The sequence below is a fragment of the Sphingopyxis sp. J-6 genome, from assembly GCF_046603995.1.
GTDB lineage: Bacteria > Pseudomonadota > Alphaproteobacteria > Sphingomonadales > Sphingomonadaceae > Sphingopyxis.
The window spans coordinates 3,135,928-3,154,782 of the sequence record NZ_CP145810.1 but is presented as its reverse complement, the minus strand read 5'-3'; the positions used below and the strand labels follow the sequence as shown (position 1 = coordinate 3,154,782).

Here is an 18,855-nt window from a genome sequence, read left to right as displayed (position 1 = left end):
ATTTGAATGGTGATGACGGACAGCAATTCTTCGGAAGACCTTGGCACACGCCCCCGGGGCATGGGCGTCGCCGTGCCGACTGGCGGGTTCAACATCCGCGTCGTTGCGACGGGCATGCTGGTCGTCATGGCATTCGTCTTCGTCGGCGCGAAATATTATCAGGACGTCCACCCGGCGATCGGTTTCGTCCGCGCCTTTGCCGAGGCGGCGATGGTCGGCGGGCTCGCCGACTGGTTCGCAGTGACGGCGCTGTTCCGGCATCCGATGGGGCTGCCGATCCCGCACACCGCCATCGTGCCGCGCAACAAGAACCGCATCGGCGATACGCTCGCACGCTTCCTGCTCACCAATTTCCTGCTGCCGCGGCTGATCGCACGCAAGATGCAGACGGTCGACGTCGCGGGCGCGGTCGGCAAATTCCTCTCCGAACCGGGTGAGGGCGGCGGGCGGTTGCGGCTCGGCGCGTCGCGTATCATCGCCGACGGGCTCGGCGCGCTCGACCAGCAGCGGCTCGGCGGGATGGTCAAATCGGCGATCGCCGACCGCCTTCGCGAACTCGACGTCGCGCCGCTACTTGGTCAGGCCCTGCAGGCTGCGCTTGCCGAGGGGCGGCATCAGCCGCTGCTCGACGCGATGGTCAAATGGGGGTCCAAGACGCTCGAACTCAACGAACATCTGATTCACCAGATGGTCCATGACAACAGCAATGCAATCGTCCGCTTCACCGGGCTCGACGAGAGCATCTCGAACCGCATCGTCGCAGGGCTGTCGAAGCTGCTCAGCGAAATGGCGGTCGACGAAACGCACCCGCTGCGTATCCGCGTCGAGGAAGGGCTCGCGAAGATGGCGCTCGACCTCCAGCACGATCCCGAGGTGCAGGCCAAGGTCGCCAAGGTGCGCGACGAGTTGCTCGAGAACAAGGCGGTGAAACGCTGGCTCGACGGGCTTTGGGAACAGGGCCGCAGCGCGCTGCTCAAGGCGGCGCGCAACCCCGACACGATGCTCGCGGGCCGCATCGGCGAACTTGTGACGCAGTTCGGCAGCATGCTGGGCGAGGATGCCGCGATCAAGCGCACGCTCAACCGCTATGCGCGCCGCGCCGTCGTTGGCATGGTCGACAGCTATGGCGAAACCGCGCTCAAACTGGTGTCGGACACGATCCGCGGCTGGGATGCGAAGACCATCACCGACCGGCTGGAAAATGCCGTCGGCGACGACCTCCAATATATCCGCATCAACGGCACGCTCGTCGGCGGACTGGTCGGCGTGCTGATCCACACGGTCGACGTGCTGATTTAGCGGCAGGCCGCCAGCCCGTCCCGAAACGTCGGATACCTCGGCGTCCATCCCAATAGCCGCTTCGCCTTGCCGTTCGCGACGCGGCGGTTTTCGGCATAGAAGGCGCGGGCGGCGGGCGACAGGCCGGCTTCGTCCAAAGTCTGGAGCGGCGGCACCGGCACGCCGAGCATCGCGCAACCCCATTCGACGAGCCGGTTCTGATGACAGGGTTCGTCGTCGGCAAGGTTATAGGTTCCCGCCGGTCCCCGGAACGACGCGATGATGCCGCCCGCGATATCGTCGACATGGACGCGGCTGAAGACCTGGCCGGGCAGGGCGATGCGGTGCGCGCGGCCTTCGCCGATCCGGTCGAGGATCGAACGGCCGGGGCCGTAGATGCCGGGCAGCCGGAAGATGCGGACATCGCTGCGCAGCGCCCCCCATGCGGCGTCGGCGGCGTTGCGATCGGGGCGGCGGCCCTTGACCGGCGCGCTTTCGTCGACCCAGGCGCCGCCTGCATCGCCATAGACTCCCGTCGACGACAGATAACCGGTCCAGCCGGCGGGGGAGAGGGCGATCGCTTCGCCATAGCGCGCGAGGACCGGATCGATACCATCGACCGGCGGGACCGACGACAATATGTGCGTCGCGTCGCGCAGCGCGATCAGGACCGCCGTCTCGTCCGCGAAGGCGATCGTGTCGCCGCGTCCGTCGCGCGTCGTGCCGAGCACTTCCCAGCCGCGCGCCTGCAACCGCCCCGCAAGGTGACCTGCCGCGTAACCCATTCCAAAAATCAGCATATGTGCCATCGCGCGCCTTATTGCGCGTCGGCGGCGCCATGCCTAGATCGTTCGCATGACCGACCTCTCTTCCACGCCCGCCATCCCCGTCACCATTCATCGCGGCGATTACGCCCCGCCCGAATGGCAAATTCCCGACATCGCGCTCGATTTCGCGCTGGGCGTCGAGCAGACGAAGGTCAGCGCCGCGCTTTCGGTTGTCCGCCATGCGGCTGCCCCCGCGCCCTTGCTCCTGCGCGGCGACGGCTTGACCGCGGCCGAGGTGCGCGTCGACGGTGCGGTGTGGAACGACTGGCGGATGGACGGCAGTGACCTGATCGTCGACCTTGGCGACCGCACGGCGGCGGCGGTCGAGGTCGATACGGTGATCAAACCCGCGTCGAACACCCAGCTCATGGGCCTCTATGCTTCGAACAACATGCTTTGCACTCAGTGCGAGGCGGAGGGGTTTCGCCGCATCACCTTCCACCCCGACCGGCCCGACGTGCTGAGCCGCTACAAGGTGCGGATGACGGGCGACAAGGCGACTTTCCCGATCCTGCTGTCGAACGGCAATTGCGTCGAGCAGGGCGAAGCGGGGAACGACCACTGGGCGCTCTGGGAAGATCCGTGGCCGAAACCCTCCTATCTCTTCGCCCTCGTCGCGGGCGACCTGGTCGTCAACCGGGACAGCTTTACGACGATGTCGGGGCGCGAGGTCGAACTCGGCATCTGGGTCCGCAAGGGCGACGAAGCGCGCACGGGTCATGCGATGAAGGCGCTGAAGGACAGCATGGCGTGGGACGAGCGCGTCTATGGCCGCGAATATGACCTCGACCTGTTCAACATCGTCGCGGTCAGCGATTTCAACATGGGGGCGATGGAGAACAAGGGGCTCAACGTCTTCAACACGCGTTACATCCTTGCCGACCCCGACACCGCGACCGACGTCGATTATGACGGGGTCGAGGGGGTCGTCGCGCACGAATATTTCCACAACTGGTCGGGCAATCGCGTCACCTGCCGCGACTGGTTCCAATTGAGCCTGAAGGAAGGCTTCACCGTCTTTCGCGACCAGAATTTCTCGGCCGACATGGGGTCGCCGCCGGTCAAGCGGATCGAGGACGTCCGCCTGCTCCGCGCCGCGCAATTTCCCGAGGATGCGGGGCCGCTCGCGCACCCCATCCGTCCCGACAGCTATCAGGAAATCTCGAACTTCTACACTGCGACCATTTACAACAAGGGCGCCGAGATCATTCGCATGATGGCGACGCTGCTCGGGCCCGAGCGCTTTCGCAAGGGCACCGACCTCTATTTCGATCGTCACGACGGCGAAGCGGCGACCTGCGAGGATTTCGTCCGCGCGATGGAGGAGGGCGGCGATATCGACCTCGGCCAGTTCCGCCGCTGGTACGAACAGGCGGGCACGCCGCGACTGTCGCTGACGCTGGCGCAGGATGGCGACGACTGGTCGCTCGACATCAGGCAGACCGTGCCCCCCACCCCGGGGCAGCCCGACAAGGCGCCGATGATGATGCCGCTACGGCTTGCCGCCTTTGCGATGGACGGCAGCGGCGCTACGCTGCCCGACACGCTGGTGACGCTGACCGGCGCGGCGCAGCGGGTGCCGCTCGGCCGCTTCGCATCGCGGCCGGCGCTGTCGGTCAACCGCGGCTTCTCCGCTCCCGTGATCGTCGATTTCGAGCGTGCACCGGGCGAGCTCGCCTGGCTCGCAGCGCACGACGATGACCCGTTCGCGCGGTACGAGGCGCTCCAGCAACTGATGCTCGATACGCTCGTCGCTGCGGCCTCGGGCGACACGGGCGATGCGCAGGCGGTCATCGATGCCGTCGCGCAGACGCTTGCGGGCGCTGCGGCCGATCCGGCCTTCGTCGCCGAAGCGGTGCTGCTGCCCAGCGAGGCGTTCATCGGCGACCAGATGGTGACGGTCGATCCCGACGCGATCCGCCGCGAGCGGCTGGCGCTGCAGGCGGCGATCGGCGCCGCGCTCGAGCGTGAATGGCGCGCCGTGCTCGCGGGCGCCGCGCCGCCGGCGACCGACCTGTCGAGCAAGGCCAAGGGCGGCCGGCGCCTCCGCGGCGTCGCGCTCGCCTATCTCGCGGCGACGGGGCAGGACGACATCCCCGGGCTCGCCTTCGGGATTTTCTCCGGCGCCGACGGGATGACCGAGCGGCAGGCCGCGCTCGCGACGCTGGCGCATGGCGACAGCGACGAGCGGGCCCATGCGCTCGACATCTTCTACCAGCGCTATCGCGACAATCCGCTCGTGCTCGACAAATGGTTTCAGGTGCAGGCGTGGTCGCTGCGCTCCGACACCGTCGATGCGGTGAAAGCGCTCGCGCAGCATCCCGACTTCACGCTGGCGAACCCCAATCGCGTGCGCTCGCTCTATGGCGCGTTCAGCGGCAATCAGGCGGCGTTTCACCAGGCCGATGGTGCGGGCTACCGGCTGATCGCCGACCTCGTCATCGCGCTCGATCCGAAGAATCCGCAGACCGCCGCCAAGATGATCCCGCCACTTGGCCGCTGGAAACGCTTCGACGAAGCGCGGGGGGCGATGATGCGTGCGGAGCTCGAACGCATCCTTGCCCAGCCGGGGCTATCGCGCGACGTGACCGAACAGGCAAGCAAGAGCCTGGCGGGATAGGGCTTTACTGGCGGACGTAGTCGCTGCCGCGCGCCAGGAAGGTGCGGCGGAGATGGATGCGTCCGCCATCGCCGAATTGCCAGACGTCCGCGAATCCGACGTTGCGTGGATCTCCGGCGACGCCGGTGCCGTCGAAATGGCCGATGGCGACGATCAGATCGCCGTCGTCGCTGGAAACCATCGCTTCGATATGGTGGACGCCGCGGATGCGGCGTTCCTCGCGAAAGAAGCGGGCGATTTCGGGGCGCCCCGTATAGACGGTCTCGGCGCGTTCATAGACTGCGTCGTCATCGAACAGGTCGACGACCCAGTCGGTGTCGCAGCGGTCGATACGTGCGTAATATTCGCGGATGATCTGCGCCGTCACCGCTGGCCCCCGGCGGCGCGAATACGGTCCTCGGCAATGGCATTGGCGACGGAACCCATGCCCGCGCCGGATTTGGCAGCGGTTTCGAAAATCTCGCGAAACGTCCCTGCCAGCCCTTCGATATGGTCGCCGAGCCGGGCGGGGGACCATGTCGAGCGCTGGTAATGGAGATTGACGATCCCTCCAGCGTTGGCGAGGAAGTCGGGGCAATAGGTGATCCCCGCTGCGCGCAGCCGGAGGTCGTCGGCGGGCGTGGCGAGCTGGTTGTTCGCGCCGCCGACCACGACCTTCGCCTTGAGTTCGGGGATGCTGCGTTCATTGAGGACCGCGCCAAGCGCGTTGGGGGAGAAGATATCGGCGTCGATCCGGTGCACGTCGTCGACGCCGCAAAGCGACGCGCCGGTTTCCGCCGCGACCGCGCGCGCCAGATTCTCGTTGGCGTCGGCAAGCTGGATGTGCGCCCCGGCGTCGGCGAGCAGCCGGACCAGTCGCCGCCCGACGTTCCCGACCCCCTGCACCGCGACGCGGCAACCCTCCAGCGTCGGGCGGCCGAGGGCAAGCTCCGCCGCGGCGCGCATGCAAACAAAAACGCCTTCGGCGGTTGACTGCGACGCATCACCGGCTTCGGGCAGGGTGCCCGCGGAAAAGCGCGTCCGCGTGCCAATGGTCCTGACATCGTCGAGCGTCGAACCCGAATCGAACGAGGTGATATAGGCGCCGTCAAGGCTCTCGACGAAATCGCCCATCGCTTCGAGCAGGGCGCGCGTCTTGTCGGTGCGCGGATCGGCGATGATCACCGCCTTGCCGCCACCATAAGGGATGTCGGCGATCGCGGTCTTGTACGTCATGCCGCGCGACAGGCGGAGGACGTCGTTGAGCGCGGCATCGGGCGTCGCATAGGGACTGATCCGGCACCCGCCGATCGCCGGGCCGCGGCTGTCGTCGTGGACCGCGATGATCGCCGACAAGCCTGAAGCCTCATCGTGGCGCGCGGTGACCAGCTTGTGCCGGGCGAATGACGGATGGTGTTGAAACATCGCTTCCTCCTGCGAACGAATGTCGCACGAGAGGCGGGTAATTTCATTCGGGATGATTGCGCCAAATCGTCAATAAGGGTAACGATGATACCTAATATTGGCATATGAGAAAAAATATATGACCTTGGATGCGATTGATCGCCGAATCATTTCGCTGTTGCAGGAGGATGGCGGCCTTTCGATCGCCGAGCTTGCCGACAAGCTCGGAATGACCCCGCCGCCCTGCTGGCGGCGCGTGCGGGCGCTCAAGGAAAGGGGCGTGCTCCGGCGCCAGACATGGCTGGTCGATCCTGCCGCGCTGGGCCTGGCCATCGAGATATTCGCGACGGTCAAGCTCGTTGCCCACGATCCGCAGGCGACCTCGGCGTTCCGGCAGCAGGTGCAGGAAATTCCCGAAATCCTCGAATGCTATATCCTGCTCGGCGGGATCGACGTGCTGCTCAAGGTCATCGTTCCCGACATCGGCTATTACGAGAAATTCTTCTACGAAACGCTCTCGCAGCTTCCCGCGGTGGGGGAGGTGACGTCGAGCGTCGTGATGAGCGAGGTCAAGCGGACATCGTCTCTGCCGCTCGGCCACGCCGGCTGATCGCTTCGCCTTAGCTGCCGAGCCAGCCGGCGATATCGACCGCGACCTTGTTCGCCGCTGCGGTCAGCGCCTCGCCGACCGGTTTTGCCTCGACCTTACTGCCGATCGGTTCGCGCGCCTCGAAGCGCCGCTGGGTGACGCTCTTGCCGCGCGCGTTGACGAGCATCGCCTGATAGACAACGACCGCCTCGTTCGTCGCCGCATCGACGCCGAATTCCATGAGCTGCCCGGCGAGCTGGTCGCCCGGCGCAGTCAGATATTGCCCTTCGTCGAGGACGACGCGCGAGGTGCGCGCGGCGACGGTCTCGGACACCAGGCGCTGGAACAGGCGTGGCGGCGCCTCGACCCATTGCGCATCCTTCACATAGGCGATGCTGGCATTGTCCTGCTGCACCGGAATGCGCACCGTGCGCAGTTTCTGGGGCGCGGTCGGAATGAGGATCGTCAGCGTCGCGGCTTCGCTCGCCGTGCGCGCTTCGCCGGCGACGGGAGCCGCCGCGGCGTCGAGGGTCAGCAGGAAGGGCGGGGTCTTGCCGCCCAGGCTGACGCAGCCCGAAAGCGAAACGGCGGCGCCGAACAGGATGGGGACGAGCAGCGGCAGGGAGCGCAAGCGGCGGAGCATAAGCAGGGTCCTCATGGTTTATAGTCGGGCAGCTTGCTGCCGCCGATCACGGCGCCGGCGCCCTGCTGGTCGAGCTTGTCGGTCAGGCTGGACAGCGTCGAGGAAGTGCGGCGGAGGTCGCGGATCAGCGCATTGGCTTCGGGAACGGTGGTTTCGCTGAAGGTCTGGAGGCCGGGACGCGCGTCGGCGATCGCGGCTTCGAGCGTCGCCATCGAAGCGCTCGCCGATTTCAGCGTATCGCGCAGATTGGCCATCGCCGGGTCGACATTGCGGTCGATCGTGCCCTGCGCCGAGGCGGCGAGATTGCCGATCTGTTCGGCCGCGTTGCCCGTCTGCTGGATCGCGATCCGCGTGTCGGCAAGCGCCTTCTCGATCGCCGGGCCGTTGCGCGCGAGGATCGCGGTCGACTGCTCGACATTTTTGAGGATCGCGGCGAAGCTTTCCTGATTGCGGTCGTCGGCGAGTTCGGCAAGCCGCTCGGACAGCGTCGACAGCCGCTGGAGCAGTTGCGGCGCGGTGTTGAGCAATTCGCCGAGACCGCCGACCCGGGTCGGGATCACTGGCTTGCCCGCCGGCCCTTTGTCGGTGATCGGCGGCGCGCCCTTGACCGCGCCGTCGAGTGAAATCTGCGACACGCCGGTGAATCCGACACCCTCCAGCGCCGCGGTCGTTCCCTGCAGCACCGGGACATTCTCGTTCACTTCGATGCGCACGCGCACGAATTGCGGATCGTCGGGCCACAGCGCGATTTCGCGCACCTGTCCCGCCGGGACGCCGGAGAATTGCACTTGCGCGCCCTTGTTCAAGCCGTCGACCGACTGTTTGAAGAAGATGTCATATTCGCGCTTGTCGCCGCCGCTGTCGTTGGCGAGCCAGACGACGAAAAAGGCAAGTGCTGCCGTGAAAAGGAGGACGAAGGCGCCGACGAGGACGTTGTTCGAGCGTGTTTCCATCAGCTTTTCCTATCGCCGCCCAAGACGGTTTTCTTCGCGGTTTGGTTCCCGCCCGCCGCAGCGCGGCCGCGCGGTCCGTTGAAATAATCCTGTATCCACGGATGCTCGGTGGCAAGCAGTTCCGGGATGGTGCCGACCGCGATCACCTTCTTTTCGGCGAGCACCGCAACGCGGTCGCAGGTCGCATAAAGCGAATCGAGGTCATGGGTGATCAGGAAGACGGTGAGGCCCATGGTGTCGGCGAGCTCGCGGATCAGCTCGTCGAACTTCGCCGCGCCGATCGGGTCGAGCCCGGCGGTCGGCTCGTCGAGGAACAGCAGCGCGGGGTCGAGCGCAAGCGCGCGTGCAAGGCCGGCGCGCTTGACCATGCCGCCCGACAGTTCGGCGGGATATTTGGGCCCGGCATCGGGCGGCAGGCCGACCATCGCGACCTTGTACGCAGCGATTTCGTCGAGCAGCCGCTGGTCGAGCCGCGGATAATATTCGCGCAGCGGCACCTGGATATTCTCGGCAACGCTCAGCGTCGAGAAGAGCGCACCGCCCTGGAACATCACACCCCAGCGGCGCCGCAGGTCGCGCGATTCCTCTTCGTTGGCAATGGTGTCGAGCGTCTTGCCATAGACCTCGATCTCGCCGGCATCGGGGGTCTGCAAGCCGATGATCGAGCGCATCAGCACCGACTTGCCGGTGCCCGATCCGCCGACGACCCCCAATATCTCGCCCGAGCGCACGTCGAGGTCGAGCCCGTCGTGAATCACCGCATCGCCGAATTTGTTGACGAGACCGCGGATGCAAATGGCATTTTCGAACTTTTCGGGGCGCACCGCATCGGCGGCTGCCAGCTCTTCCGCAATCTCTTCCTTCATCTCTTCGCTCATCAGTTCCATCCGATCGAAGAGAAGAAGACCGCGAAAAAGGCATCGAGGACGATGACGAGAAAGATCGCGGCAACCACGGCCGACGTGGTGCGCTTGCCGACCTCTTCGGCATTCTGGCGCACCTGCATGCCTTCGTAACAGCCGGTGACGCCGACCAGCAGCCCGAACACCGGCGCCTTGATCAGCATCGCCCAGAAATCGGTCATCGGGATGATGTCGCGCAGCATCTGGATATAGGTGAGCGGGGCGATCTCCAGCCCGATCCAGCAAAAGACGCCGCCGCCGATGATCGCGCAGATGCTGGCATAAAAGCCGAGCAGCGGCATCAGGATGGTGGCGGCCGCGACGCGCGGCAAAACGATCGCTTCCATCGGCGAGACGCCGATCGTGCGCATTGCGTCGATTTCCTCGGTCAGCTTCATCGTGCCGATCTGCGCCGCGAAGGCCGATCCCGACCGGCCGGCGACCATGATCGCGGTCATCAGCAGGCCAAGTTCGCGGATCGAGGCGCGGCCGACGAGGTTGATCGTGAACACCTCCAGCCCGAACTGGCGAAGCTGGACAGCGCCCTGCTGCGCGATGACGATCCCGATCAGGAAGGTCATCAGGCCGATGATCGGGAGGGCGTCGACCCCGACGGTCTGGAAGCGGGTGACGATGGCATTCCAGCGCAGCCGCCGCCGGGCCCGAATCTGGGTGCCGAGCGCGATGATCATCGCGCCGAAAAAGCCGACGATGCCGAGCAGTTCATGCCACACTGCGACACTCGCGGTACCGACCTGTTCAAGCATGCGGATCAGCGGCGATCGGCGGTCGCGATGGACGCGATATTCGCTCTTGTCGTCGGCCAGCGCTTCGAGCAGCCGCTGGGCTTCTTCGCTCGCCCCGGTGACTTTGGCGCCATGTTCATTGACCGTTCGGGTCACGATCCACGCGCCGACCGTGTCGATGCGGTCGATTCGCGACAGGTCGAGCGTCGCGATCGGCCCGAGCGCCTCGAGCCGGGCGGGCAGGTCGTTCAGCCGCGCGAGGGTCAGGCGCCCCGAAAAGCGCACATCGGCGCCGCCGGTCCCCTCGTCATATTCAAAATCAGCCTTGGCCACCATCTTGCGGGCGACCCTGTATTATTTGCCTTGGCACGGCAAGCGAATCCCGCCCTCTTGGCCGCCGCGCGGCCAGCGGCTAGAGCGGCGGAATGGAAGCGCCGCCGCCTGCCCCGACGATCGACTACACCCATCGCGTCGCGATGTACGACATGGACCGGACGATCACGCGATCGGGCACCTACAGCGGTTTCCTGATGCATGTCGCGCAGCGGCGCCAGCAATGGCGGTTGCTGCTCCTGCCCGTCGTGGGGCTCGCCGGCCTTGCCTATGCGGCGCGCCTGATCGACCGGTCGCGGCTCAAGGCGATCAATCTTCGCCTGCTCGTCGGCAAGCGCTTTCCTCGCTCCGAAATCGCTCCGCTCGCCGAAAGCTATGCCGACAAGGTGATCGCGCGCGGCCTGCATTCGGCCGCGCTCGAACAGATCGCCGCCGATCGCGAGGCGGGGTACCGTCTGCTCCTCGCGACCGCATCCTTCCACCTGTATGTCGATGCGATCGCGGCGCGGCTGGGCATCGACGATGTGCTGGCGACGCAGCTCGACGAGCCCGATGGCGCCGACCATATCCACGCGCGACTGTCGGGCGACAATTGCTATGGCGAGGCGAAATTCGCTCGCATCTCCGGCTGGCTGGAAACGAACGCGATCACGCGCGATGCTGCACACATTCGCGCCTATTCGGACCATGTCTCCGATCACCCGATGCTGCACTTCGCCGACGAGGCGGTGGCGACCACACCGTCGCGCGGGCTCAAGCGTCTAGCGCCGAAAATGGGCTGGCAGGTCGTCGACTGGCGCGCGAAGCGCCGCCGCTAGACCGCGCCAAGCGCCTGCGCGAAGTCGGCGATCAGGTCGTCGGCATTCTCGATCCCGATCGACACGCGCACCAGATTGTCGGTGATGCCGAGCGCTTTCTTGCGCTCGTCGGGCACCGACAGGTGGGTCATTGCCGCGGGATGGCTGGCGAGCGTTTCGGTGCCGCCGAGGCTGACCGCGAGCTTGGCGATCTTGAGCGCGTCGAGGAAGCGGAAGCTCTCCGTTTCGCCGCCCGTGATGAACAGCGAGAAGGTCGACCCCGCGCCGCTGCAATGGCGGTCGAAGATATCCTTCTGTCGCGGATCGCTGATGAAGCCCAGATAACCGAGACCGTCGACCTTGGGATGATCGCGCAGGAAGGTGCAAACCTTCAACGCATTTTCGCCCGCGCGGCTCATGCGCAGTTCGAGCGTCTCGAGGCTGCGCAGCAGCATCCATGCGGTGTTGGGATCGCAGATCGTACCGATCGTGTTGCGCATCGGGCGGATCGCATCGATCAGCCGCTGGTCGCCCGACACGCCGCCCGCGACAAGGTCCGAATGGCCGCCGGCATATTTGGTCAGGCTGTAGACGACGAGTTCGGCGCCCTGCCGGAGCGGTTGTTGCCAGAGAGGACCGAGAAAGGTGTTGTCGATCGCGATTGCGGGCTTCTGATCGCCGGTAAATGCTGCGTCGCGGGCCGCGCGCACCGCCTCGACATCGACGAGCGCGTTGGTCGGGTTCGCGGGGCTTTCGAGGTAGACGAGCGCGACCTTGCCGCCCTTTTCGTTGGCGAGCGTCTGCGCGCGGGCGAGGATCGCGTCGATCTCCTCGCGAGTCGCGCCGGCGGGGAAGTCGACGAAGCTGACCCCGAAGCGCGACAGGATGCGCGCGATCAGCGTCTCTGTCGCGGCATAGAGCGGGCCCGAATGGACGATGACGTCATTCTGGCCGACGAGCGCGAGGAGCAGGGTCGCGATCGCCGACATGCCGCTCGAAAAGACGAGGCAGTCGTCAGCGCCGTCCCAGACCGCAAGCCGGTCCTCGAGGATTTCCTGGTTCGGCCCGTTGAAGCGCGAATAGACGAGGCCGTCGGCAGGGCCCTGCCGCTTGCCCGTGATATGCTCGAAGAAACGCTTGCCTGCGGCCGCGCTTTCGAAGGCGAAGGTCGAGGTCAGGAAGATCGGCGGCTTCAGCGAACCTTCGGAAAGCATGGGGTCGTAGCCGAGCCCCATCATCAGCGTTGCGGGGCTCAGCGTCTTGTCGCCGATTTTCTTGCTGTTCATCTTGGGATTGCCGCGCCTGGCCATGGGGATGCTCCGTTCAGTGGATCAACCCTTATAGCGGTCCCGGTTTCCTTTGATACTATATTGCGCGGGTCAATCCTCGACGATCAGGCTTCGCTCGCGTGTCTCGGGCAGCAGCAGCGTCGCGACGCCCGCCATCGCGATGACGAAGGCGACGTAGAAATAGAAGACCCGTTCGACGCCGGCGTCCTTCAGGCCGAGCGCGACGATTTCGAGCGTCCCTGCAAACATCGCGTTGCCGATCGCATAGGGAAGGGCGACGCCGAGGCCGCGGATGTGCGCCGGGAACAGCTCGGCCTTCACCAGTGCATTGTTCGCGCTGTAGCCGCTCTGCAGCGTCAGCGGGATCATGATGAGCAGCGCCGCGACGACCGGCGAGGTCACCGTCTCCAGCGTCATGAAGGTGGGCACCGCCGCGATTGCGCCGCCGATGCCGAACAGCAGCAGCATCGGCTTGCGCCCGAACCTGTCCGCCAGTGCGCCGAACACCGGCTGCATCGCGGTGAACCACAGCAGCGCGGCGGCAATGATATAGGTCGCGGTCGCCTTGTCGAAACCCACGGTGTTATAGAGGAATTTCTGCATGTAACTGGTGTAGGTATAAGCGGCGAGGCCGCCGCCCGCCGACAACATGCCGACAAGGATGCTCTCGCGGCGGTGTTCGGTCCACAGCAGCTTGGCGGTTGAAACCGGGCGGTCGACCGCCTGATTCTCGAACGACGGGGTTTCGGCGAGATTGCGGCGCAACAGATAGACGCCGAGCGCGAGCAGCGCGCCGATGACGAACGGGATACGCCAGCCCCATGCGGTGAGTTCGGCTTCGGTCAGGAAACCCTGCAACACCACGGCGACGAAGATCGCGCAGAGCTGGCCGCCGCACAGCGTCATATACTGGAAGCTCGCCCAGAAGCCGCGATGCTCGCGCGGCGCCATCTCGGAGAGATAGGTTGCGCTCGCGCCATATTCGCCGCCGAGCGACAGGCCCTGCAACATCCGCGCGATCAGCAGCGTCGCCGGGCCGAGCAGCCCCGCGGTTGCATAGGTCGGCGCCACCGCGATCAGCATCGATCCGCTGAACATCAGCGCGACCGACAGCGACAATCCTGCCTTGCGCCCGCGCGTGTCGGCGAAGCGCCCCATCACCCACGCGCCGATCGGCCGCATGACGAAACCGACCGCGAAAATCGCGGCCGAGTTCAGGAGCTGCGCGGTGGGATCGGCTTTGGGAAAGAAGACCGGGGCGAAATAGATGGCGAAGGCGGCATAAGCGAACCAGTCGTACCATTCGACGAGATTGCCGGCCGAACCGCCGATGATCGAAACCAGCCGCTTGCGTGGTATCGCCAAGGCTTTCATCGCTTCCCCCGTTTTATCTTATCTCAGCCCGATTACCGATAGTTGGCGACCATAGCTGTTTTCATTTTTATGGCACGCGCGGCGATAGCTGAACCAGCTTTCGGCATCGGCATAAGTGTCCTGCCCGCCAATGGCAATTCGCGTCACCCCCGCGGCGGCGAGCCGCGCCGCGACATAGGCGGCGATATCGAACATCGCATGGCCGGCGCGACCGGCCGCGAAGAAACGTTCGTTGGCCGGATCGTCGGAGAGAAAGCGCTGCACGAAGCCTTCGTCGACTTCATAGGAGGCGCGGCCGATGCACGGGCCGATCGCGGCGGCAATATCTTTGCGGCGGGCGCCGAGGCTTTCCATCGCGTCGAGCGTCGCATCGGTCACCCCGGCTATGGCGCCCTTCCACCCCGCGTGCGCCGCGCCGATGACGCCGGCTTCGCGGTCGGCAAACAGCACCGGCACGCAGTCGGCGGTGAGGATGCCGAGCAGGATGCCCGGCCGATTGGTGGCGAGCGCGTCGGCTTCGGGGCGTGCGGCAAGGTCGCTGTCTTCATCAATGATAACGCAGCGATTTCCATGGACCTGATAGAGCCCTGCCAGCGCCGCGCCGGGCAGCGTCGCTTCGGCCACGCGCCGCCGGTTTTCGGCGATCAGCGCCGGATCGTCCCCCGAACCGAGGCCGCAGTTGAGCGCGGCGAGTTCGCCCGTCGACACGCCGCCGCGGCGGCCGAAGAAGCCATGCGGGATGTCGCCCAGCGCGGCTGCCGTATCGAACGGGATCGTCACAGATCGAGCCTGAAAAAGCGGTCCTCGTCGATATGATTGCCGACGCGGAACGCGTTGCGTCCGACATCGACGAAGCCATAGCGGCGGTAGAAAGCCTGGGCGCGGGCGTTCTCTGTGAACACCGAGAGATACAGGATCGATGCGCGCTCGCGCGCCCAGGCGATGCCCCAGTCCATCAGCGCCGCGGCGATGCCCGTGCCCTGCGCCGCCGGGCCGACATAAAGCTGGTGAAGCTCGGCCGCATCGTCGCCCGGCTGGCCTTCGGGCAGGTCGAAATCGAGCGGACCCATCTTGATGAAACCGGCGATCGCGCCGTCGGCACCATGGGCAAGCGCGATCGCCCACGCCGGATCGGCGATTTGCGCGCGCAGCTTTTCTGGCGGGTTCCATCCCGCGAGAAAGGCCGACAGATCGGCGGGGTCATAGATATGCCCGAACGTATGGGTGAAGGTCTGGCTTGCGAACAGCGTCAGTTCGCCGACATCCGCGTCGGCGGCAGGAGTTATCTTTGTCATATTGCCTCTTCGCTTGCGTCAAAGCCTTCGGGATGCGGCCATTGCGGGGCGTAGAGCGCCATGACCTTGAACAACACGCCCATCGCGTCTGCATCGACGAGCCGGTCGCGCTGGCCCGCAAGCTCGTCGGCGCGACCGGGCGCCGCTGCGGCGAGCGCCGACACGCGCGCGTCGATACCGAGCCGGCGCAGCCAGTGGCCCTGGCCGACGGGCCCGGCGACACGTACCCCGGCGCTCCCGGCGATATCGGCGAGCGGGGAGAAATCGACATGCGCGGTCAGGTCGACCTCGCCCGGATCGGCGAACGGATCGGCGAAGCGGTGCGCCTTGACCGCCTGCAGCGTATCGCCCGCCACGGGGCCGCTATAGCCATAGTCGATGACGAGCATTGCACCGCCCTGCCGCGCAAGGCGGAAAGCGCAGCTCTGCATGATCGCGGCGGAGGCGGGCGCGGTCTCGACGATCGTGCCTTCGCTTTGCTCGCGCAGCACGGCGGGAACCGCCTCGTCGGCCGGGACATCTCCGGGTACCGGCACCAGATGGCCGTGGTGGCGCTCGACGTGACGCTCGCGCCAACCGTCCGCCGTCCGGACATATTGATGGATCGGCAGCGCATCGAAAAACTCGTTCGCGACGATGATCAGCGGTGCATCGTCGGGCAGGCCTGCGATATCGTCATGGTGGACGGCGGCGGGCAAGTGGGCGGATTGCGCAGCGCGCAGCACCGGGCTGGTCTCGACGAGGTGGACCCCCTGCGGCGCGCAGCCGAAGCGTGCCATCGTACGGAGCGCATCGGCAGCGAGCGTGCCGCGGCCGGGGCCGAGTTCGACGTAGCGAAAGGCGGGGCTGCCGGCGCGCATCCACAGGTCGGCGATCCAGATGCCGACCAGTTCGCCGAACATCTGGCTGATTTCGGGCGCTGTTGTGAAATCTCCGGCCGTGCCGAGCGGGTCGCGCGTCGCATAATAATGCGCGTTCGCCGCGGCCATATAATCGGCCACCGTCATCGCCCGCGCCGCCGCGATCTGGAGCATCAGGTCCGCGGGGCTCGGCCGCCCGTCACGCAATGCTGTCGGTTCCCGCGACCGGTTCGATCCGCTGGCGTCGCCCCTTCGCGGTCGCGACCAGCCAGACGCCGGCGACGAGCATCGGCACGGTCAGCGTCTGGCCCATCGTCAGCCCCCACGACAAGGTGCCGAGCTGGACATCGGGTTCGCGCACGAACTCGACCGCAAAGCGGCTGAGGCCATAGATGATCGCCGCCAGCCCGAACAGGAAACCGGGCTTGTAGCGCGCGTCGGTGCGCCAGAAGCAGAAGGCGAGAATGGCGAACATGACGATACCCTCGAGCCCCGCTTCGTAAAGCTGGCTCGGGTGACGCGGGTCCATCGTGCCGCTGCCCGGAAAGATGATCGCCCACGGCACCGTCGTCGCGCGGCCCCACAGCTCGCCGTTCACGAAATTGGCAAGGCGGCCGAAGAAGAGGCCGAAGGGGACGACGCAGGCGATATAGTCGCAGAAGCGCAGGAAGCTCAGCTTTTCCTTGCGGGTCACATACCAGATCGCCGTAAGCACGCCGATGACGCCGCCGTGGAGCGACATGCCGCCGTCCCATAATTTGAAGATCGAGATCGGGTCCTTGAGATAGGAACCAAGGTTGTAGAACAACACATAGCCCAACCGGCCGCCGAGAATGATGCCGAGCATCGCGTAGAAGATCATGTCGTCGGCATGGCGCCGCGCCATCGGTGCGCCGGGCTGGGCAATCAGCTTCAACAGATACCAGTAGCCGACGAAAATCCCGGCCAGATACGCCAGCGCATACCAGCGGATGGGGAGGCCGAAGACGCTGAACGCAATCTCGCTATTCTCGCCCATCAGGTCGTGAAAGTTCACATATTGCGTTGCTTCGGCTAAGGTTGCAAAAAGAAACATAAAGTCTCGGACCCTTCCCCAGGAGAGGCCTTCCCCATAGGGGGTAAGGCGAGCGAGACCAAGAGGAGAGATGCCCGATGCCATCCGCGCTCGATTTGCGCCTGGACGCCGCCTATAATCTGATCACCGGTCCGGGCGGGCCGATCCAGGTCGGATCCATCGAACGTTTCGGACGCGAGCTGCCTTTCATTGCCAATGCGCCGACCAACCTTGCCGATTATGTTGCCTATTTTTCCGCGCAGCATGGCGATGCGACCTTTCTGGTCGAGGGCGACGAACGGCTGTCGTTTAGCCAGGTCTATGCCGCCGCGCGCAAGGTCGCGGCCGGGCTGATCGAAGGCTATGGCGTCCAGCGCGGCGACCGCGTCGGCATCGCGATGCGCAACGCCAACGCATGGTGCGTGACCTATGTCGGGGTGCTGCTCGCGGGCGGCTGCGCCACTTTGCTCAACGGCTGGTGGCAGGGCGGCGAACTTGCGGCGGGGATCGACGACAGCGAGACGAAACTCGTCATCGCCGACGTCCAGCGCGCGGCGCGGCTCGAGGAACCCGGCGTCAGCCACGGTGCGAAGGTCGTCACGCTCGACATCGCGCAGCCGATCGACAAGGCGATCGCCCCGATCACCGACGCCGGCGGCAGCGCCGACACCGTGCTTCCCGTCCTCACCGGCGACGACCTCGCCACGATCCTCTTCACCTCGGGGTCGACCGGCCAGTCGAAGGGCGCCTATTCGCGCCACCGCGCGGTGGTGCAGGGGATCTTCAACTATGTGACGCAGACCGCGAGCATCGTCCATTTGCTGACCGAAGAAGGGCTGATGTCCGACATCCAGCCGGCGACGCTGATCTGTACCCCCTTGTTCCACGTGACCGCCGAGATTCCGGTGTTCCTGCAAAGCTTCGCGCTGGGGCGCAAACTCGTATTGATGCCCAAGTGGAACGCCGAAGAAGCGATGCGGCTGATCCAGGACGAGCAGTGCAACTATTTCGTCGGCGTGCCGCTGATGAGCTATGAGATCCTCACCCATCCGAACCGCAAGAATTACGACCTGTCGACGTGCAAGAGCTACGCCGGCGGTGGCGCGCCGCGTCCGCCCGAGCATGTGAAGCGCCTGTCGGAAGAGATGGGCGACGCCAAGCCGCTGCTCGGCTATGGCCTCACTGAAACCAATGCGGTCGGATGCGGCATCATCAACGAAAACTACCTCGCCAAGCCGCTGTCGACGGGGCCGGCGTCGAAACCGCTCGTCGACCTTGCGATCCTCGACGATAATGGCAACGCCCTTGCGCAGGGACAGGTCGGCGAGGTGTGCATCCGGTCGATCGCCAATTTCGAAGGCTATTGGAACAACGAAGCGGCGACCAAGGCGGCCTTCTTCGACAATGGCTATTTCCGCACCGGCGATCTCGGTTACCTCGACGAAGACGGCTATCTGTTCATCGTCGACCGCAAGAAGGACATCATCATCCGTGGCGGCGAGAATATCAGTTGCCAGGAAGTCGAGGCGGCGATTTACGAACATCCCGAGGCGAACGAATGCGCTGTCTTCGGGCTGCCCGATGAACGGCTCGGCGAGGTTGTCGGTGCGGTGGTCTGGATGAAACCCGGCAGCACGGTGACTGCGGAGGACATGTGCTCGTTCCTCAGCGCGCGGCTTGCCCCCTATAAGGTGCCGTGCAAGATCTGGATGTCGAACGCCGCGCTGCCCAAGCTCGGCAGCGAAAAGATCGACAAGGTCACTCTGCGCAGTCAATATCGCGAAGAATATGCCGCGGAGGCGGTTGCGTAGCGAAGCGCCCCCTCCTTGACCGTCATCCCGGCGAAGGCCGGGATCTCGACTTGGCATTTTGATGCGCCGTTGAGATCCCGGCCTTCGCCGGGATGACGGCA

At 65.5% G+C, this 18,855-nt stretch carries 18 protein-coding genes; 5 read left to right on the top strand and 13 right to left on the bottom strand.

Features of this window, described 5'->3' with window-relative positions; all coding sequences use genetic code 11:
* The first annotated feature begins 60 nt into the window (after nt 1-60).
* Nucleotides 61-1,299, top strand: coding sequence for a DUF445 domain-containing protein (locus tag V6U71_RS15225; RefSeq protein ID WP_411342361.1), 1,239 nt, complete (start codon nt 61-63; stop codon nt 1,297-1,299).
* Here the strand turns inward: V6U71_RS15225 and V6U71_RS15220 are convergent.
* Nucleotides 1,296-2,087 carry an SDR family NAD(P)-dependent oxidoreductase gene (locus V6U71_RS15220; RefSeq protein ID WP_411339248.1) on the bottom strand — a complete coding sequence of 264 codons (792 nt, stop codon included), beginning with the start codon at nt 2,085-2,087 and terminating at the stop codon, nt 1,296-1,298. The genes V6U71_RS15225 and V6U71_RS15220 overlap by 4 nt on opposite strands.
* Nucleotides 2,088-2,133: 46 nt before the next feature.
* On the opposite strand from V6U71_RS15220, the gene pepN reads away from it, so the two are divergent.
* Complete coding sequence (gene pepN, locus V6U71_RS15215) at nt 2,134-4,725, top strand: aminopeptidase N (protein WP_411339247.1); 2,592 nt, start codon at nt 2,134-2,136, stop codon at nt 4,723-4,725.
* 4 nt (nt 4,726-4,729) lie between these two features.
* Here the strand turns inward: pepN and V6U71_RS15210 are convergent, their stop codons facing one another.
* Together V6U71_RS15210 and V6U71_RS15205 are read right to left on the bottom strand one after the other, a co-directional pair.
* Complete coding sequence (locus V6U71_RS15210) at nt 4,730-5,092, bottom strand: nuclear transport factor 2 family protein (RefSeq protein WP_411339246.1); 363 nt, start codon at nt 5,090-5,092, stop codon at nt 4,730-4,732.
* Complete coding sequence (locus V6U71_RS15205; protein WP_411339245.1) at nt 5,089-6,129, bottom strand: Glu/Leu/Phe/Val family dehydrogenase; 1,041 nt, start codon at nt 6,127-6,129, stop codon at nt 5,089-5,091. The genes V6U71_RS15210 and V6U71_RS15205 overlap by 4 nt, the downstream gene beginning before the upstream one ends.
* A gap of 118 nt (nt 6,130-6,247) precedes the next feature.
* Between V6U71_RS15205 and V6U71_RS15200 the strand changes: the two genes are divergently transcribed.
* Complete coding sequence (locus V6U71_RS15200) at nt 6,248-6,718, top strand: Lrp/AsnC family transcriptional regulator (RefSeq protein WP_411339244.1); 471 nt, start codon at nt 6,248-6,250, stop codon at nt 6,716-6,718.
* A gap of 10 nt (nt 6,719-6,728) precedes the next feature.
* Here V6U71_RS15200 and V6U71_RS15195 read toward each other — a convergent pair whose 3' ends face one another.
* From V6U71_RS15195 to V6U71_RS15180, 4 genes are read right to left on the bottom strand one after another with little or no spacing between them, the layout of a single operon-like run.
* Nucleotides 6,729-7,340 (bottom strand): ABC-type transport auxiliary lipoprotein family protein, encoded by a 612-nt coding sequence (locus tag V6U71_RS15195; protein ID WP_411339243.1) that lies wholly within the window; start codon nt 7,338-7,340, stop codon nt 6,729-6,731.
* A gap of 11 nt (nt 7,341-7,351) precedes the next feature.
* Nucleotides 7,352-8,293, bottom strand: a complete 942-nt coding sequence (locus tag V6U71_RS15190; protein ID WP_054730474.1) for an MlaD family protein — start codon at nt 8,291-8,293, stop codon at nt 7,352-7,354.
* Nucleotides 8,293-9,159 carry an ABC transporter ATP-binding protein gene (locus tag V6U71_RS15185; protein ID WP_411342360.1) on the bottom strand — a complete coding sequence of 289 codons (867 nt, stop codon included), beginning with the start codon at nt 9,157-9,159 and terminating at the stop codon, nt 8,293-8,295. The genes V6U71_RS15190 and V6U71_RS15185 overlap by 1 nt, the downstream gene beginning before the upstream one ends.
* Before the next feature lie 11 nt (nt 9,160-9,170).
* Nucleotides 9,171-10,277 (bottom strand): ABC transporter permease, encoded by a 1,107-nt coding sequence (locus tag V6U71_RS15180; protein WP_411339242.1) that lies wholly within the window; start codon nt 10,275-10,277, stop codon nt 9,171-9,173.
* 89 nt (nt 10,278-10,366) lie between these two features.
* On the opposite strand from V6U71_RS15180, the gene V6U71_RS15175 reads away from it, so the two are divergent.
* The gene (locus tag V6U71_RS15175; protein WP_411339241.1) at nt 10,367-11,092 is read left to right on the top strand and encodes an HAD family hydrolase; all 726 of its coding nucleotides are present in this window, start codon (nt 10,367-10,369) and stop codon (nt 11,090-11,092) included.
* On the opposite strand, the gene V6U71_RS15170 is transcribed toward V6U71_RS15175, so the two are convergent.
* From V6U71_RS15170 to lgt, 6 genes are all read right to left on the bottom strand, one after another.
* Nucleotides 11,089-12,381, bottom strand: a complete 1,293-nt coding sequence (locus tag V6U71_RS15170; RefSeq protein WP_411339240.1) for a cystathionine gamma-synthase family protein — start codon at nt 12,379-12,381, stop codon at nt 11,089-11,091. The two genes, V6U71_RS15175 and V6U71_RS15170, sit on opposite strands and share 4 nt — an antisense overlap.
* 69 nt (nt 12,382-12,450) lie before the next feature.
* Entirely contained in the window at nt 12,451-13,734 is a 1,284-nt protein-coding gene (locus V6U71_RS15165; RefSeq protein WP_411339239.1) for an MFS transporter, read from the bottom strand.
* An 18-nt stretch (nt 13,735-13,752) separates the two neighbouring features.
* A complete protein-coding gene (pgeF, locus tag V6U71_RS15160; protein WP_411339238.1) occupies nt 13,753-14,514 on the bottom strand; it encodes a peptidoglycan editing factor PgeF in 762 nt (253 codons plus the stop codon).
* Nucleotides 14,511-15,029: a GNAT family N-acetyltransferase gene (locus tag V6U71_RS15155; protein ID WP_411339237.1), complete on the bottom strand. Its 519-nt coding sequence runs from the start codon at nt 15,027-15,029 to the stop codon at nt 14,511-14,513. Before V6U71_RS15155 ends, pgeF begins: the two co-directional genes overlap by 4 nt.
* Nucleotides 15,026-16,063, bottom strand: coding sequence for a class I SAM-dependent methyltransferase (locus V6U71_RS15150; protein WP_411339236.1), 1,038 nt, complete (start codon nt 16,061-16,063; stop codon nt 15,026-15,028). Before V6U71_RS15150 ends, V6U71_RS15155 begins: the two co-directional genes overlap by 4 nt.
* 25 nt (nt 16,064-16,088) lie before the next feature.
* Nucleotides 16,089-16,964, bottom strand: coding sequence for a prolipoprotein diacylglyceryl transferase (gene lgt / locus V6U71_RS15145; RefSeq protein ID WP_411339235.1), 876 nt, complete (start codon nt 16,962-16,964; stop codon nt 16,089-16,091).
* Between the two features lie 77 nt (nt 16,965-17,041).
* Here lgt and V6U71_RS15140 point away from each other — a divergent pair, with 77 nt between their 5' ends.
* A complete protein-coding gene (locus V6U71_RS15140; protein WP_411339234.1) occupies nt 17,042-18,754 on the top strand; it encodes a class I adenylate-forming enzyme family protein in 1,713 nt (570 codons plus the stop codon).
* The last annotated feature ends 101 nt before the right edge of the window (nt 18,755-18,855 follow it).